Origin of the sequence: Acidithiobacillus sp. AMEEHan, from assembly GCF_030996345.1 — a bacterium.
Classification (GTDB): Bacteria; Pseudomonadota; Gammaproteobacteria; order Acidithiobacillales; family Acidithiobacillaceae; genus Igneacidithiobacillus.
This window is the reverse complement of sequence record NZ_CP118747.1, coordinates 606,389-623,363: the sequence shown is the minus strand read 5'-3', so window position 1 is coordinate 623,363 and position 16,975 is coordinate 606,389. Positions and strand designations below refer to the sequence as shown.

Annotated in this window: 15 protein-coding genes and 2 pseudogenes; 4 read left to right on the top strand and 13 right to left on the bottom strand. The window is 51.2% G+C overall.

Annotated features, from left to right (window positions below):
• Positions 1-9 precede the first annotated feature (9 nt).
• Both ORD17_RS03205 and fabG read right to left on the bottom strand, forming a co-directional pair.
• Positions 10-684 carry an isochorismatase family cysteine hydrolase gene (locus ORD17_RS03205; RefSeq protein ID WP_308389456.1) on the bottom strand — a complete coding sequence of 225 codons (675 nt, stop codon included), beginning with the start codon at positions 682-684 and terminating at the stop codon, positions 10-12.
• Between the two features lie 15 nt (positions 685-699).
• A pseudogene (fabG, locus tag ORD17_RS03200) lies at positions 700-1,455 on the bottom strand (3-oxoacyl-ACP reductase FabG).
• A gap of 269 nt (positions 1,456-1,724) precedes the next feature.
• Here fabG and ORD17_RS03195 point away from each other — a divergent pair.
• From ORD17_RS03195 to ORD17_RS03185, 3 genes are read left to right on the top strand one after another with little or no spacing between them, the layout of a single operon-like run.
• Positions 1,725-2,723, top strand: a complete 999-nt coding sequence (locus tag ORD17_RS03195; protein WP_308389455.1) for a phosphotransferase — start codon at positions 1,725-1,727, stop codon at positions 2,721-2,723.
• A 20-nt stretch (positions 2,724-2,743) separates the two neighbouring features.
• Complete coding sequence (locus tag ORD17_RS03190) at positions 2,744-4,042, top strand: aminotransferase class III-fold pyridoxal phosphate-dependent enzyme (RefSeq protein WP_308389454.1); 1,299 nt, start codon at positions 2,744-2,746, stop codon at positions 4,040-4,042.
• A gap of 10 nt (positions 4,043-4,052) precedes the next feature.
• Positions 4,053-4,682, top strand: coding sequence for an FMN-binding negative transcriptional regulator (locus ORD17_RS03185; RefSeq protein ID WP_308389453.1), 630 nt, complete (start codon positions 4,053-4,055; stop codon positions 4,680-4,682).
• A gap of 44 nt (positions 4,683-4,726) precedes the next feature.
• On the opposite strand, the gene ORD17_RS03180 is transcribed toward ORD17_RS03185, so the two are convergent.
• Positions 4,727-6,370, bottom strand: coding sequence for a hypothetical protein (locus tag ORD17_RS03180; RefSeq protein WP_308389452.1), 1,644 nt, complete (start codon positions 6,368-6,370; stop codon positions 4,727-4,729).
• 413 nt (positions 6,371-6,783) lie between these two features.
• Between ORD17_RS03180 and ORD17_RS03175 the strand changes: the two genes are divergently transcribed.
• The gene (locus ORD17_RS03175; RefSeq protein WP_308389451.1) at positions 6,784-7,938 is read left to right on the top strand and encodes an outer membrane beta-barrel protein; all 1,155 of its coding nucleotides are present in this window, start codon (positions 6,784-6,786) and stop codon (positions 7,936-7,938) included.
• 49 nt (positions 7,939-7,987) lie between these two features.
• On the opposite strand, the gene ureG is transcribed toward ORD17_RS03175, so the two are convergent.
• From ureG to ORD17_RS03125, 10 genes and pseudogenes are all read right to left on the bottom strand, one after another.
• A complete protein-coding gene (ureG, locus tag ORD17_RS03170; RefSeq protein ID WP_308389450.1) occupies positions 7,988-8,584 on the bottom strand; it encodes an urease accessory protein UreG in 597 nt (198 codons plus the stop codon).
• A gap of 12 nt (positions 8,585-8,596) precedes the next feature.
• The gene (locus ORD17_RS03165) at positions 8,597-9,175 is read right to left on the bottom strand and encodes an urease accessory UreF family protein (RefSeq protein ID WP_308389449.1); all 579 of its coding nucleotides are present in this window, start codon (positions 9,173-9,175) and stop codon (positions 8,597-8,599) included.
• A gap of 88 nt (positions 9,176-9,263) precedes the next feature.
• Complete coding sequence (gene ureE, locus ORD17_RS03160; RefSeq protein ID WP_308389448.1) at positions 9,264-9,725, bottom strand: urease accessory protein UreE; 462 nt, start codon at positions 9,723-9,725, stop codon at positions 9,264-9,266.
• Positions 9,726-9,727: 2 nt separating this feature from the next.
• On the bottom strand, positions 9,728-11,434 hold the full coding sequence (gene ureC / locus ORD17_RS03155; RefSeq protein WP_308389447.1) for an urease subunit alpha: 1,707 nt from the start codon (positions 11,432-11,434) through the stop codon (positions 9,728-9,730).
• Positions 11,435-11,438: 4 nt separating this feature from the next.
• Positions 11,439-11,756 (bottom strand): urease subunit beta, encoded by a 318-nt coding sequence (locus ORD17_RS03150; RefSeq protein ID WP_308389446.1) that lies wholly within the window; start codon positions 11,754-11,756, stop codon positions 11,439-11,441.
• A 12-nt stretch (positions 11,757-11,768) separates the two neighbouring features.
• A pseudogene (locus ORD17_RS03145) lies at positions 11,769-12,070 on the bottom strand (urease subunit gamma).
• A gap of 9 nt (positions 12,071-12,079) precedes the next feature.
• Entirely contained in the window at positions 12,080-12,931 is an 852-nt protein-coding gene (locus ORD17_RS03140; RefSeq protein WP_308389445.1) for an urease accessory protein UreD, read from the bottom strand.
• Positions 12,928-14,346 (bottom strand): APC family permease, encoded by a 1,419-nt coding sequence (locus ORD17_RS03135; RefSeq protein ID WP_308390041.1) that lies wholly within the window; start codon positions 14,344-14,346, stop codon positions 12,928-12,930. Before ORD17_RS03135 ends, ORD17_RS03140 begins: the two co-directional genes overlap by 4 nt.
• On the bottom strand, positions 14,339-15,301 hold the full coding sequence (speB, locus tag ORD17_RS03130; RefSeq protein ID WP_308389444.1) for an agmatinase: 963 nt from the start codon (positions 15,299-15,301) through the stop codon (positions 14,339-14,341). The genes ORD17_RS03135 and speB overlap by 8 nt, the downstream gene beginning before the upstream one ends.
• 23 nt (positions 15,302-15,324) lie before the next feature.
• Positions 15,325-16,974: an NAD(P)/FAD-dependent oxidoreductase gene (locus ORD17_RS03125; protein WP_308389443.1), complete on the bottom strand. Its 1,650-nt coding sequence runs from the start codon at positions 16,972-16,974 to the stop codon at positions 15,325-15,327.
• Position 16,975: the final 1 nt, after the last annotated feature.

The following is a 16,975-nucleotide window of genomic DNA, read 5'->3' as shown; positions in this document are numbered from 1 at the left end:
TTGCGATATTCAGCTATGGCGCTCGGCTAAAACTAATTCGAATTCATCAAAATACATAACTTGACAATATATGTTATTGATAACCGTGAGTTCGTGATCATGCAATTGCTCAGTTGCTGCCGTGCAGCCATCCTCTATCAGCACAACATTAAAGCTCTCATCAGCCAGACTGCGCACCGTTGACGAAATACACTGATCAGTGAATATCCCACAAACTACTACATGTTCGATTGCCATATTTCTGAGTATCAGCGCTAAATTGGTTCCGGTCAGCGCCGAATCAGTTGTTTTGGTAACAACAACTTCTCCGGGAAGAGGCGATAACTCCTCAACTATTTGCGATTCAACGCTGGCATGATAAAGAATAATGTCATTAAAGCCGGGGCGTTTTTGACTTAGGGAGCGATCTCGTCCATCCAATGTCAAACAGGCAATTCTTGCGTAGAATACTGGCAATGACCTCGCTCGAAAAAAATTAAGGAGCTTTTTTGCAGTAGGGATGACGCGATTCTTCAAACGATCGTAGAAATCCCCATCGAGCAATGTGGGCGATAGATAAGCATTTTGAAGGTCAACTATCAGCAACGCGGTTTTCTCCATCACCAAATTACAGTCAGGCACGACTGAACCAGCGTAATAAATAGATTTATGCCTTTCTTTCCAGTGCAGTTTTTTGCGATCCATTTTTCACCTCCGACGTCATAGTTTGGCTTCGGGCAGCGTTTGCCCACCGTCGATTATAATCCCCTGCCCAGTAATGAACCCCGCTTCTCTGCTAGCCAGGAATACCGCCAGCGCGCCGATATCTGCGGGTGTCCCCAAACGCTTCAACGGCACCGACTGCTCCATGAGAGATATATAGTCAGACCCCATCTGTGCAAGACCTTCAGTCAAGATATTTCCGGGTAGAATTGCATTTACGGTAATCCCGTAGGACGCAAGCTCCAACGCGGCGGTGCGCACAAAACCAAGCTGTGCTGCTTTCGAGGCGCCGTAATAAGACCAACCAGGAAAACCAGTGATAGGCCCAGTAATTGACGAGGTGACAATGATACGTCAGTATGCGCTTTTTTTCAGCTCCGGCAAGCTTGCCTGTACGGAGCAAATGGTTCCAAAAACATTGACGGAAAAAACATGGTCAAATAGTTTTGGGTTTTCTTGCTCAAGACTTCCGGATGGGAAAATGCCAGCATTGGCGCACAAAACGTCGAGCCGACCATATTTCTTTACCAATGTTTCTATGCCGCGTTGACATGAACTGGCATCAGAGACATCAACTTTGACACAAAGGGGCTCCGGTAACTTTTCGCCGATGAAAATGGATGCGGCATTATCCAGATCCACTGTACTTCGACCGCAAATTGATACCGCATAACCCGCTCGCGCAAACGCCATAGCGATTCCCAACCCGATACCTTTACTACCTCCCGTCACAAACACCACTCTTTGATCCATGATCCGTACCTCTTTCACAGCTTCTCGGGAACATACGCATGTTACATGCCAAGCGCACGTCGCCCTTGTAGCCTAATCGGCGTAATTAAATGCACGTATATGGTGCATTTTGCGTAAGAAAAGTGCACGCCTATGACAATCGCACTATAGCAGTGCGCGTAAGATGTCGAGGTGGTCAACCATTTTCACCTTGAATTACTATCGCTGGTAGTTACCCGGGCACGTTATTTGCTTAGCAAATTGTGTGTTGGTAGCTGGGATCAAACATTATGGACCTCAAACAGCAGTCCGCTGGATACGACTCTATATTTTCTTCAATTGACCTGATATCCACGCTCTATCCTGAGCTAAGTGGTACGATAACGAAAGTTGACTTTGTCACTAGCTCGGAAAACCTAACCTATCGCGTATCTTGTGGCTCGAGAAATTACGCTCTGCGCGTCCAGCGCCCTGGGTACCATAACGAGGAGGAAATCCATGCAGAATTGGAGTTTGTCAAGGTAGTTTCCGATTCTGGTGTTCGCACCGCCAAACCCCTTCCCCGTTACGATGGTAAGTATGTCTCTGTTATCGGTTCGCCAGGAGATGTGGCGAATCTTATTACAGTTTTCAAGTGGGTCGATGGCCGCCACCCCGAAGAACATGAGTTTTCCGCCATATACGCACGACTGGGCGAACTAATGGGCCATATGCACAATATATCCGCTAGAGTGTTAGGAGACCGCTCCCTACGTCGGCCAACCTGGGGACTTGAGCAAATCATAGGTGATAATGCAGTGTGGGGCAGCTGGTATGACTCCAAAAGTGTAGCTCCTTCTGAGCAGAGACTAATTTGCAACTTTCTTGCAGATTTTCAAACCCGTGCCGGCGACTACATTGATGAGGCAAGAAATATCGGATTGATTCACGCGGACATGCGTCCAACCAACATATTGGTCATAGACAACGATATTGCCATAATTGATTTTGATGACTGCTGTTACTCATGGCATCTTTACGATATCGCGGCATCTGTCAGCTTTCTCGAACATTACGCCAACATGGAGGAATGGGTTGCACGGTTTTTAGATGGGTACAGCCATGAAAGGAAAATGACTCGCGAGGAACTGTACCTATTACCATACTTCATTGGTTTGAGACGTGTGCACTTGATGGCTTGGTACCATTCCCATAAGTCAAGCAGTTATGGAACTTCGTTGGGACCAGATTGGTTCGATGCCTCATTTGAGGTGATCGAGAAAATTAGAATCGGTAAACTCCTAAATTGAACTAACAGGAGATGGATTTTATGTTGAAATTAAATAGCTACAACGTTATACCAGGCGGCTCGGGTCCCGAGTTTGTCAGCCGAAGGCGCGCAGTTCTAAGTCACAAATATGAACTCTTCTACGACAAACCATTAGTCCCGAGCGCTGCGTCAGGTCCGTGGATATTTGACGCGGACGGGAAGCGCTATCTTGATGCATACAATAACGTGGTATCAGTTGGTCACGGAAATCCACGCGTAGTAGAAGCCATAGGATCGCAGTCGGCGACGTTGTGCACGCACACGCGCTATGTCAACGACGAACTTTGCCGGCTCGTAGAACGGTTATCTTCGAAACATGCGATTGGGGAATGGCGAGGAATCCTCACGTGTAGTGGTAGCGAGGCGAATGATCTTGCACTACGCATCGCAATGGAGTTTACCGGAGGCGATACCTTTATCGTTACGGACCATGCGTATCATGGATTGACTGCTATGACGCAATCTTTGACTACGTCGATGGCTGGCTACTCACGTCTTGCGGACCGTCTTGGGGTGAGGGTGCTTCGTGTGCCTGCGCCCGTTTCTCACCAAGACGGTGCTAACGATTTTCTTTTAGGAATTGAAGATGCTCTGCATGCTTGTGAATCTAACGGGCACCGTATAGCTGGCGCAATATTTGATTCGTTTTTTACGAGTGACGGTTTATCAATTATGCCATTTGGATTCCTGACCAAGGCAATTGATATGATTCACGAATACGGTGGCATTTACATCGCTGATGAAGTTCAACCAGGATTTGGTCGTTCCGGCACACATTTTTGGGGTTTTCAAGTTCATGATGCAGATCCAGACATCATTACCATGGGTAAACCCATGGGCAACGGATACCCTACCGCGGGTCTACTGTTGAAGAGTTATTTGGATGATTATATACCTGACAGTTATTTTAATACATTTGGAGGGAACAATGTCGCTGTCGCCGCGGCGCACGCTGTTCTTGATGAAATCGAAGAAAATGAGTTAATGTCTAATGCGCGGAAGCAGAGCCTAATCATCGAAACTGGATTTCGAGATGTTGCAAAACGTTTCCCCCATCTCTCTGATATTCGTATTATCGGATTATCTGTGGGGGTGGATATTATCTCTGACGATGGGCTACCAGATGCGCAGGGAGCTCTTCGTATCGTTGATGCCATGAAAGAACTTGGCGTTCTGATTAGTACAAGTGGAAAGATGGGTAATACCCTAAAGATTAGGCCGTTATTAATCTACAATAACGAAGAAAGCCTATTTCTTGTCGAACAACTAGATCGGGCCGCGCGCCGCGTTCTGACATAGGAGATGCTTAATGTATATTAAACGTGAGTTTGAGGAAACGAGGCTACAATATCTGCACCAACTCATTCGCGATTATCCTTTGAGCACATTTATTGCTATGGGAGATGATAGCACTTTTGAAGTAAATCACATTCCTCTCCACCTGGTCCACACTGGGGAAGGTTTCGGGCTTTTACAAGGGCATATTGCACGCGCCAATCCTCTTACCAAACTATTAGCTGCTGACGTTGATGTGCTAGCAATATTCCATGGTCCGCAGGCTTACATCACGCCATCTTGGTACGAAAGCAAAATATCTGATGGCAAGGTCGTCCCGACATGGGACTTCGCCGTAGTTCATACTTTTGGTACTGCTCGACTAATCGAAGACCCTATGTGGTTAAGAACACATCTTGAGAGCATGACGGCCGAGAGTGAAGAGAAGTATTTTTCCGATTGGCGGTTAAGCGACGCTCCAGAGCAATTCATCGAGCGAATGCTAGCCGTAATCGTCGGAATCGAGATTGTTGTCAATCGGTATTATGGAAAATGGAAGGTGAGTCAGAATCAACCGCAAATCAATCAAAAAAGTGTCATTGCCGGGCTGCGGTCAAAAGGCCTTCACGACATGGCATCGTTGGTATCCAACTATATTACCTAGTGGGTCTCTAGGCCGACGGCCTAATAGACCCACGAGTCGTTCTATTATGCGCACTTAATTGGAATGTTTTTTATCTCTCCGTGTGCTTTACACAAATCGTTGCATTTACTATCTAACGAACAGCATAACGAGCAGATCGGGCCGTCGTGCGCGGGACAGCATGCCATATCTTCTTTCTCATATTCAAAGCCACAACTTACGCAGTTCAAAACGCTATGGTGCGTTCCGGCGTGATAGTGCGAATCTCTTGCAATGTAGTATTTCCCTCCCGTTAGTATAGCGATTAATGGCGATAGACTAAATGCCAGGAATAGTGCGATAAAGGCGCTAAAGGATACACCCCACGCACCAAATGCACCGAAGAATGCTGCTACTGAAACGATCGACGCAATAATCATTGCTCCAAAGCCAACGGGATTTATGTTATAAAGATGCGCTCTTTTGAATTCAACGTAGGAAGGACTAATTTTTAGCAGTGGCTTGTTAATTACTAAATCCGCAACCACAGCTCCGATCCACGCTACAGCGACATTAGAGTAAAAACCAAGAATGCTCCCAAGAATGGAGAACATGTTGCCCTCCATTAATGCTAATGCTATGCCAACGTTTAGGAAAATATAAATGACTCGACCTGGGTGCTTATGGGTGATCCGCGAAAAAAAGTTTGACCACGATAATGATCCAGAGTAGGCGTTTGTGACGTTTATCTTGATCTGGGACATGAAGATGAATATTGCTGCCAAAACTATGGCAATTCCAGGAAATGCATAACTAAATCCAGTTATATACATATGAATGGGTTCATTGGCGTTGGCCATCGGCACGCCATGCGTAACAGCAATGGAGGAAAGAAATGATCCCATCAATTGTTTTGTTGCTCCAAGTACAACCCAGCCGGGGCCCGCCGCCAAAACTGCAAACCACCATACCCACTTCTTGCCCGAACGTTTTTCTGGCATAAACCGCAAGTAGTCGGCTTGTTCGCCGATCTGTGCGATTAGGGAAAGAGCAATTCCGGCTGCGCTGCCCCAAAGTAGCGGATCAAAATGACTCCCGCTAGGAGAGCGTCCGCCGAAGTTGAGCCACGCTGAAAACGCCTGCGGGTCATTTATCAGGATTGCACAGATGGGGATAATAAATAACGCAATCCAAATAGGGTTGGTCCATTTTTGCACTACTGATAGCGCCGTCATACCAAATACTACCAGGGGAATGATGATTAAAGATGCTATCACATAAGAAAGGGCTAGTGGTATCCCGAAAAAAATGGTTAACGCTTGGGACATCACGGAACCTTCCAAAGCAAAGAATATGAATGTAAACGATGCATATATTAACGACGTGATCGTCGATCCCAAGTAACCAAATCCGGCCCCTCGTGTCAATAAATCGACGTCAACGTTATATTTTGAGGAGTAGTAAGCGATTGGGATGCCGGTCAAGAAAATTATTACTGCAGCGGTCAATATCCCCCAAAACGCATTAGTGAAACCATATTGTATCGCTAGAGACCCACCAATTGCGAGGTCCGCCATGTACGCAATACTTCCCAGCGCCGACATGGCCACGGCATACTCTGACCATTTCCGGTAGCTGGATGGCGCATAGCGAAGTGAATAATCCTCAAGAACGGGGTTGGACACCCAACCTCCAAATTTCCTTTTCACGCTTGTTGTCGCGGTGCTCATCTTATACTCTCCCTATAGATCTCCCGGGGGAGTAGTACAGGCAAGAGCCATGCCAGGAAACCGCATGTCCTGTTTTATCGCTCATCAGAGAAGGCGCTGGCTCAATCGTGCTTACCATTTTCCTAATCAGTGCCTCAGCATGATGGGTCGGCAGCGTTTCCCGGAGTCTTCGTGCCTGACAAGCAGAAGGTGTATCTTATCAGTGATTCTTTTCCACAGAGGGTAAATGCCCACCTTGACCGTGCACCAAAGTAGGGTTCGTGTTGCACGATAATAGGTCAAAAGCCGCGTTATGCGCCCCCATACGGTGCACGCGCTTGAGAAAAATCTCCGCGATGTTAGCGCGTTTGGCGCGGGTGTAGATGGCATAGTCTTTGCTATATCGTTAACAATATTAACCGAAGGAGATATACATGAAACAACCCATGAAAATGTTGGTTCTTGGTGCGCTGTCCACCATTTGCTTTTCCGGTTTTGCTTGCGCAACTGGGTTTTCCATTCCCGCTCCAATCAAGGTCGATGCAGGCCCTATCGGGAAAATTAACGTTCAAGGAGTCGTCTCCGGCTTTGGCTTTTTACAAACTAATCCGGGCACCAGCGGTGGGCTCAATGGGAAAAACGCCGGCGCTGATATCTCCAGTGGTCTGATCACAGTGAGTAAAAATAGCGGTTTGATTCAGTTCAACCTCACCGCCGGGGCGTATAACTTTCCATCCTTGGGAGAACCTTTCAGTTCCACGAGTTCAACCATTGGCGATTTTGGCGCGTTGCCCTACGCATACGTCACCATCGCGCCGCTCAGCAATTTTTCCGTAAGTATAGGTAAGCTGCCGAGCCTACTTGGTTATACGGGCACCTTCACCTACGAACGTATGAATATTGAGGGTGGCTTCCCGTGGTTCCTTCAGACCACAGTCAGCCGTGGGGTGCAGGTCAATTATAGTGTTGGACCCATTTCTGCTTCGGTATCGTGGAATGATGGGTACTACACCAATCGTTATAATGTGATTTCTGGCTTGGTCACTTACACGATCAATTCGGAGAATTCTGTTTCGGTGTACGGAATGGGTAACGCCGGCCATACCGGGTATGCAAATGCAACGGCCAGATATTCCAGCAATTCTTACGTTGGTGGCGAGCTTGATTTAAACAACAGTCAGATGTACGGTGCTTATTACGCATACACCGGCAGTAACCTTACTGTTGTTCCTGAGGTTCAGTATATTTACACGCCAAAGAGCGTAGCATTTGGCGTCGACGAGAGCACGGATAATATCAGCGCAATGATTCACGCTGCTTACGATATTACTGATAACTGGTCAATCGCGGCTGGTGTAGATTACACTCACAACAGTTCGTCGCGTGCAGGCAGTTTTTCTTACGGTTTCGGATACGGCCCTGGTGCGAGTGCTCTGGGTGTCATGATCACCCCGACATACACCGACGGCGACTTTTTCGTTCGTGACGAGTTGTCCTATGTTCGCCTAACCAATTACACCTCTGGATTTGGCGCCGACAACCGACCTGACCAGCTTCGGGACATCCTCGAAACCGGCTTCTGGTTCTAATCTATCCTCGTAGTGGCTTCGGTGCCAGCCCGTTAGGCTGGCACTTTTTTCACGTCATAAAGCTGGTGAGTTGTGCAACCACAGCTTCCAGCCCTTCTCCCGTCTTTAGGTTGGTAAACACAAAGGGGCGATCGCCGCGCATTCGTCGCGTATCGCTTTCCATCACCTCTAGGCTAGCGCCAACGTAGGGAGCGAGATCAATCTTGTTGATTACCAACAAGTCCGAACGTGTGATCCCCGGCCCGCCTTTACGGGGTATCTTATCCCCGGCCGCAACATCGATCACATAGATAGTCATGTCGACCAGTTCAGGACTGAACATTGCGGCAAGATTGTCTCCGCCGCTTTCCACAAATAATAACTGCACGAGAGGAAAACGTATCTCGAGATCTTCGAGGGCCGCCAAATTCATGGAGGCATCCTCGCGGATGGCAGTGTGGGGGCAACCTCCGGTTTCTACCCCAATGATTCGGTCAGCGGACAGCGCTTGGGCGCGCTGCAAGAATTGTGCGTCTTCTTGAGTATAGATGTCGTTGGTAACTACTGCTATCTCGAACTGGTCGCGCAGGCGTTTGCAAAGTGCTTCCAGTAATGCAGTCTTTCCGGAACCCACCGGCCCAGCAATTCCTACACGCAGTGCCTCCATCACTCCTCTCCTTCAACTACGATACAGACGGCTATAGAGCGTTTCATGTTGCACGCTCGCCAAGGCGAGCCCCGTGCTACAAGCGTAAAGATCCTCTTCCACTGCGGACATCGCAAACTCCACGACCTGCTCTACCAATTCTTGTAGATCCCAAAGCAATTTCTGCCCGGCACTTTGCCCGAGTGGAATCAGGCGCACGCCAGCAATGACCAGATTCGCCAGCCAAGAATGAATATGGGTAAAAATCGCCTCTGCAGCAGGTAACTCTGCTGCCACACTCAGCAGCGCCAGAACTGTTACATACTGGCTTGGGGAACGCAGCAAGCCCAGCAGAGCCTCGTTGCCTACCAATTCCCGCGCGAGACGCCAGAGCGCACGCGCCATTTGCGAATTTTGCAGGGCCAATTCCTCGCTTTCCCGGCTGGCGGCCAGCCAGGCATCCCAGTACTCGAGGACTTCTGTCTGATGATGTTCCGCAGCAACGATCATGTGCCGAAGTACGGTAGCCTCCACACGGATTGGTCCATAGTGCAGTTGCTCTTCCAGCCAGCAACGCAGATCTGATTCTCCCGCCAAATGGCCTTGTTGCACCAATGTCTCCAGACCTTCAGAGTAGGAATACGCGCCTACGGGGAGATTGGCACTTCCCAATTGGAGGTATCGCCCTAGGGAGCGAAGACTATGCATGTTCGTGATGATGGTTTCGGTAGGCCCCGTGGTCTGGCAGAAAGGGGGCAATCTCCTCAACACACGCCACTCCGCCCAGATGCTCGATGAGATGCGCCAAGACATGATCCGGCTTAATGCGAAGATAGTCTCGAGCCAGCTCCATCGCGACATGCCGGTTACCCAAATGATAGGCCGCTCGCAACAGAGCAAAGGGGTCTTGGGCGCGCAAGGTAAATACCGGCTCCGCTTGCGCTTGTATTACCGCCACTGGCACGTCTTCCGCGGTACACAAGATTTCGCCCGGCACCAGAACACTTCCTCGCGGTAGCTGCAGAACAAGCTTACGCCCATCGCCGAGTAGCAGTCGTTGTCGTGCCTTTTCCCGCTCCTCCGCGGTCAATAGCAGGACCGGTAGTGATTCTGCCTCCAGCAGATGCGTCGGATTTCGTTTCTGGGTGATGCGGATCGTCATGACTAAAACAGAAAATAACGTTGGGCCAAGGGCAGCTCGGCGGCGGGATCGCAAATCAGGAGCTGGCCATCGGCATGTACCGCGTAGCTCTGCGGATCAACGTCGATGAGAGGAAGATAGTGGTTGTTGACCATGTCTTTCTTCTCGAGATGGCGCGTATTCGCGATAGGGACAACCTGCCGCTGCAGGCCGAGGCGGTGAGCGATGTCATGTTCCCAGGCGTATTGGGAAACGAAGGTAATCGAAGTATCTCTGCGAGCTGCGCCAAATGCCCCATACATCGGCCGCCCATACACTGGCTGCGGGGTCGGAATGCTCGCGTTGGCGTCTCCCATCTGTGCCCAGGCGATCATCCCTCCCTTGAGGACAAGATCGGGTTTCACGCCAAAGAAAGCCGGTTTCCACAAAACGAGATCGGCCAGTTTTCCCACCTCCACCGAACCGATGACCTGCGCCATTCCGTGGGTGATCGCCGGATTAATCGTATATTTCGCCACATACCGTTTGGCACGAAAATTATCGTGCCTCGCACTGTCTTCGGGTAAGGCACCACGCTGCACCTTCATTTTGTGCGCCGTTTGCCAGGTGCGAAGGATGACTTCACCTACCCGACCCATGGCCTGCGAATCCGATGCCATCATGGAGATGGCACCCAAATCATGCAAGATATCCTCGGCGGCAATGGTTTCCTGACGAATCCGTGATTCCGCAAAGGCCAAATCCTCGGCAATGCTGGCGTCCAGATGGTGGCAAACCATGAGCATGTCGAGATGCTCCTCCACGGTATTGACGGTAAAGGGTCGCGTCGGATTGGTGGAGGAGGGCAAGACATTTTTTTCGCCACAGAGTTTGATGATGTCTGGAGCGTGACCGCCCCCAGCCCCCTCGGTGTGGTAACTATGGATCGTGCGCCCGCGAAACGCGCGAATGGTGTCCTCTACGAAACCGGCTTCGTTTAGGGTATCGGTGTGAATTGCTACTTGCACGTCATAGGTATCCGCAACCGAGAGACAACAGTCGATGGCCGCGGGCGTCGTGCCCCAATCTTCATGTAGTTTGAGGCCAATTGCTCCCGCCTCTATTTGCTCCGCCAAGGCTTCTGGTCGAGAGGAATTGCCCTTTCCCAAAAAGCCGAGATTCATCGGAAATGCTTCCGCACTGCGAAGCATCTGCTGCAAATACCAGGGGCCGGGCGTGCAGGTCGTAGCGTTCGTCCCCGCTGCCGGTCCGGTCCCGCCGCCGAGCATGGTAGTAATGCCAGAGGCTAAAGCCGTCTCTATCAATTGCGGGCAGATGAAATGGATATGGGAATCGATGCCGCCCGCGGTAAGAATCATGCCTTCGCCAGCGATGATCTCCGTTCCCGGGCCAATGATGATGTTTACCCCATTTTGGGTATAGGGATTCCCCGCTTTTCCGATGGCGGCGATCCGCCCCTCTCTCACCCCGATATCGGCCTTGACGATGCCCCACCAGTCCAAAATTACGGCATTGGTGATGACCAGATCCATGGCTCCTTGGGCTTGGGTCAGCGGGGATTGCCCCATGCCGTCTCGGATGACCTTACCTCCGCCAAATTTCACCTCCTCACCATACTGCGTGTGGTCCTGCTCGACTTCGATCCAGAGCTCGGTGTCGGCCAAGCGAATGCGATCCCCCTTGGTAGGGCCGTAGTGCTCTGCGTATCCACGTCGATCGATCTGTGCCATACGCTCATGCCCCCGTATCTAGGAAACCTTGAATATGTCCCCGAAAACCATAGACCTTGCGTTCACCGGCAAGGGGAATTAGCGCTACCTCCCGCTCATCACCAGGCTCGAAACGCACCGCCGTTCCTGCAGCAATATCCAGGCGTTTGCCGCGGGCAAGTTCACGCTCGAATTGCAAGGCGGCATTGGCCTCGTAAAAGTGGTAGTGGGAGCCAATTTGTATGGGCCGATCTCCCGTGTTCGTTACGCGAAGCCGCGTAACGACAGCGCCAGCGTTCAATTCCAGCATTCCTTCCTGCGTTTGTATCTCTCCTGGGATCATTGCCTTCCCCGCTCAGCGAATCGGTTGATGTACGGTAACCAGCTTCGTGCCATCGGGAACGTCGCCTCGACCTGAATCTCGTTGATCATCTCCGCAACCCCATCCATCACGTCGTCGCGGCCGAGAATTTCACACCCTTCACTCATCAGGGCACTGACCGACTTTCCGTCACGCGCACCCTCGAGGATCGCTGCGGAAATATAGGCCACAGCTTCGGGATAGTTCAGTTTGAGCCCCCGTGCCTTGCGCCGCTCGGCTACCAATGCCGCGGTGAAAATGAGCAGCTTATCCCGCTCTTGCGGACTGAGATTCATCGATTCTCCTTAGGTATTCCAGACTCGTGGCAAACACAGGGGGCGCTGACGCAGTTGCTGGCGGAGAATGCGCCAGAGCTCCGTAAAGACGGCTTTCGCTTCTGCTGTCGAAGGCCCCAAGTAACGGGCAACGAGCCCTTGCCCACGCGCAACCCGGCCGACGGCCCAACAAGCGGCTCCTCGCAAACCTACACCTACCGATCTGCACAGATGCAACAACTCCTCCGAGATGGCCTCTCCAATCCAGGCAAGGCTCGCCAAGACGGGGTGCCCGCTGAGCCCAAAACGTGACTGCAACAGTGTCGCACCCCCCGTTATCTGCCGACGGTCTATCCACAACGGAACCCCATCGCGCCAGATTTCTGTAGAGGCCCGCCACTGTCCGCGCAAAAAACGTTCACCCGCACCACTGCGCCCAAAACGCCAGATATCCCAGCCCATCCAAGTGGCTTGGGGGGACAAATCTACCCGCATCGAGCTTTGCATGTTGGCACCGTCAAAGAGAATATTTTCTTGCGGAACCCATTCCAGATGCGCGCCTTGCTCTACCCGAGCACGCACAAATTGTGCCGCCTGCCGCGAACTCCCATAGAATTTCCCGGCCCCCGGGGTGGTGAGGAGCACCGCCGACTGCGGGCCGAGATGAAATTCCATCCCTAGCTGATCACCTTTGGCGAAACCTCCAGGCGGGTGGAGGATAACACCATGGCACACCCCTGGCCCCTCAGGATACAACACCTTTTGAAAAGCCAGGGGCATGCTCACCCGTTTCTCGACCAGGCGAGTGGAAGGGCCCAGGCAATCGAATCGCAGAGAGAGATTTCCCTCCCAGCGTTCGCGCCACTCGGCGGTCGTGTTCACGACAAGCTTTTCTCCTCTACCAACTCAAACACAAAGGTACCCTGCCGTTGATGCCGATGCCAGCGCAGGTACAACACATAAGCTACGCCAAGGGCGAGAAATACCAGGACGGTGCTATCGATTCCAGGGGCAATGTACTGCGGACCAAAGTAGAGAAACAGCAGTTCGACACTGGCCAACGTGAAGACCACAAAGAGGGAGGCAAGGAACAAGGCCCAGTGGCGATGCCGAGATAGGCGCTGGTGCTGATGCTGTTCCCGTTGATGATGTCCAGAGGCGAGAAAGTAGGCCATATTTATGCCATCGAGTAGAAATTCGGCGACGAGAAAGAAACCAGCCGCACTCAATACCAGATCAAACAGCGACCTCGTACTCGGGAAAAACAGTTGTAGCGCAACGATCAACATCGAGAGCACGATTGGCAGCACAATCGCCCAATGCGGTGCGTGCGCTCGATTGAGTCGGGTAAACGGGCTTGGCATGATCCGGTCCCGCCCCATGGCGAATAAGGCACGGGACAGGATGAAGGTCGTTAACCATAGGCTGCCGGCTGTCGATGCAATGACGGCAATCTGCATCCAAGGAACGAAATTTGGAGCCACGTGCGCAGCCCACAGGCCCAAGCTGTTACTGCTCTGCTGTAACCCTGCCAAGGGAAGCTGATGCAGAAGCAGTGGCCAGATGAGCAAGTAGTAGGCAACCACACTACAGGCGCCCACCACCCCACCCCAACCTGGGGCGTGCCGGGGTTTGTGCGATTCCTCCGCCGCATAGGTATCGATCTCCCAACCATCAACAATGGTCGCAGCCACTACCATGCAGACTACCACCCCCACCCACTGGACGTGAGAAAGAGAGAATTTCCCCGCGCCCAGGGCAGCAGGACCCCAATGGCTATACCCCAGAACCGCCATGAAGGCGACGGATATCACCTCGATGATCAGAAAGACTTGGGTGACCCGGGCGGTAATCGACGCACCTTGGAGAAGTACCCAGCCCGCGAACAGTGCCCAAAAACCCGCCAAGGCTAGGCTGTAGGTCGTCGTCGAGGGCAAACCTAGCGCGCCGAGGGTAAATTGCGCAGCTGGCAACAAAATGGGGGGGATGGACCAAAAATAGGCCATCAGCACGATCCACGCCTGGAAGTTGGAATAATTACGCCCCAGGATGCGTCGAGACCAATGATAGGATCCACCGGCATTGGGGAAGTGCTGATTCAACGAGAGAAAAATCCAAGAACTCAGAATGAAAGGGATAGCGATGAGCAAAATCGCGATCGGCACATCCACGCCCGCAGCCTGGGCCATGGCTGGCCCAGCTGCTGCGACGCTGAAAATCGGCGCGACGCTAGAAACCGAAAGAGAGGAGAGATCCGAAAACCGCAACGCCGCGCGAAGAGGGGGAACATTATCCATCGTCTTCAAGTTGGTCTGTCTCCCTCTCCAGCAAAACCGAAAAGAGGCATAGGAGTTCCGCTGCAATCTGAGCACCAGCAATGGCGGTTATTTCGCCATGGTCGTACGCTGGAGCAACCTCCACAACATCGGCGCCAATGAAGTGCAACCCAGCCAGCCCACGCAGCACCGCAAGTATACTCGGCGTGGACAAACCACCAATGACGGGGGTGCCCGTTCCAGGTGCATAGGCAGGATCGAGGCAATCGATATCGAAGGTCAGATATACCGGCCCGTCACCAAGTACTGATCGGATGCGCGCAATCACCTCATTCTCACGCATTTCGTGAAACTCCACGGCGGAGATTTGATGAATACCCAGCGTGTCATCATTCCAAGTTCGTATTCCAACTTGAACGGAATGTTCAACATCGATAAAGCCCGCATGTACGGCCTTATAAAACATCGTGCCATGACTTATGCTCGTCATGCTTGGATCTGGCCACGTATCCGTATGGGCATCGAAGTGCAGTAAACGCAAGGGGGTTCCATACTTATGGAAATGCGCTGCCAACAAAGGATAGCTAACGTAATGATCTCCCCCTAACGTCAGCAGTTTTCCTCCCCGCGCCAACAACGCGCTCGCACCCTCGACAATTTCCGCATAGATATTCTCCGGATGTTGAATATCTAACTGTAGATCGCCGCCATCCTTTATGCCCATTACATCCGACGGATTGAATCCCCACGGGAACATTTTACGGCGCGCAAGTTGTGCGCTGGCAGCGCGGATGGCAGAAGGACCAAAACGCGCCCCTGGTCGGTACGTCGTCCCCAAATCGAAAGGTACACCCAATATAGTAACTCCGGGAATAGTCTCTTCGTCGCGACGTAGCGGCGGACAGCGCATAAACGTACAAAACGTGTTAAATGTATTGACCTCGGGATGTTGCCACCTGCCCAAAGAGTCGGTCATTGCGAACCTCACAAGAGTAGTAATTATAGCTCAAGCGGACCCATCTCCAAAAGCTGATCCCCAGGCCCGGGATTCCCTGCTGGAGATCTGCCACCCAAGTGTCGAAACACACCCCAGACCGCGTTCAAGGCCGTCTGAATTGCTCCTTCTGCCCATCCCGGTGTCCATGATATATCATCTCCAGCCAAGAAGATCCCTTTCTCCTGAATGGGAAGATCTTCTTGATAAAATTGCGTATACATGGTCCTATTATAACGATAATGTCCGGGCAAAGCGCCCTTGAACGCCCCAAGGAAGTTTTCTTCTAGTTCCCATGAAATACTTACTGGACGGCTTCTTATGTGTCGCTCCAAATCCAAATCGGGGTAAATTTTTCGCAATGCCCCAAGAGACAACCTTGTGCGCTGATCTACGGTCAGAGGTAACATCTTGAGCGCGTCGCCCATCCATGAATAGGTGAGACATATTACCGCCGGCTTGTCCTGGCCGTAGTCGAATAAATATGTTCCTCGCGTTAACCGATCGGACAGTGTGGTTCTCAGCGGAATGCCATTCTTATGGTCATCATTTAGCCAGAATGGTCTATCGACAAGAACAAATGTTTTTGATGACTGCATGTAGCGTGTTCTATCCAATGCCATCCATAAACGATCAGAAAAAAGGCTCTCCTCGACATCAATGGATGTAGTCAGCAACCAACTCTGGCAGGTAACCAGGACGGCAGCAAAACTTTGACAATTCCCCCATTCATTTTCCACGACGATATTGGAACTGTCGCGCGCTCTAAAAATTTTTCTCACCTTGCCCTGCGGGGCACCTTGATTTAGATCAGAGACCGATAGACCCTCTGGGCTACATGGTTTTTTCCACAAGCCTAGGGCTATCTGTTGCGCGCCCCCAAGCACCAAGTATTGATCACTATCAAAATCCGCGTAGATAACGCGAAGGATTTCTAGCATGGTATTTTGAAAGTCCGAATCCCATCCACCAGTTCCAAATCCGATCTGCCCAAAAATCTCTTTGTAATCATATGGAAGCGCCTGGAACGCGGGTGATGCGCAAAGAAAATCGTAGAAAGATCTATCATCCCATTCCTGTACCACACGATTCCATATATCCTTCACTTTGGCGACATCACCATCTTTCCATGCCTGTTTAATCTCGGCCAACGACCCTTGTTGGTTTAAGGACAATCTCCACGCATCCATTATCTGACGAAAATGGTCCGGGAAATCATCCAGTTTACTTCCATAATGTAAGTTTCCCATTAGCTCAATCATTGTTGCTCCACTAGCAGGGCACATGGGATTGGGAAATGGCTTGCGAGATAAATCGAGTATGCTAGCGTAATGCCAAAACAATAAGGCTGAGGCCGGAAAGCGCATACCCCCCAGTTCCGCAATGACGTCTTCATCTACGCCATCGAATCGGTGTGAACGTAGGCGTCCGCCTATCCATCCGGCCTCGTACACGACCGGGCGAAGCCCTGCTTTCGCTAGCTCATACGCAGCTACGGTACCCGCCAAGCCAGCACCTATAACGGCAACACGCTCTCGAGAGGTGGCGGCTGGGAGACTCACAACTCCTTCTGGCGAAGTTATCCAGCGCAGGTAGTCGAACGGAAAATCGGGGCATATCGTATTGTACTTACGTTCATTTATTTCGCGTCGCATG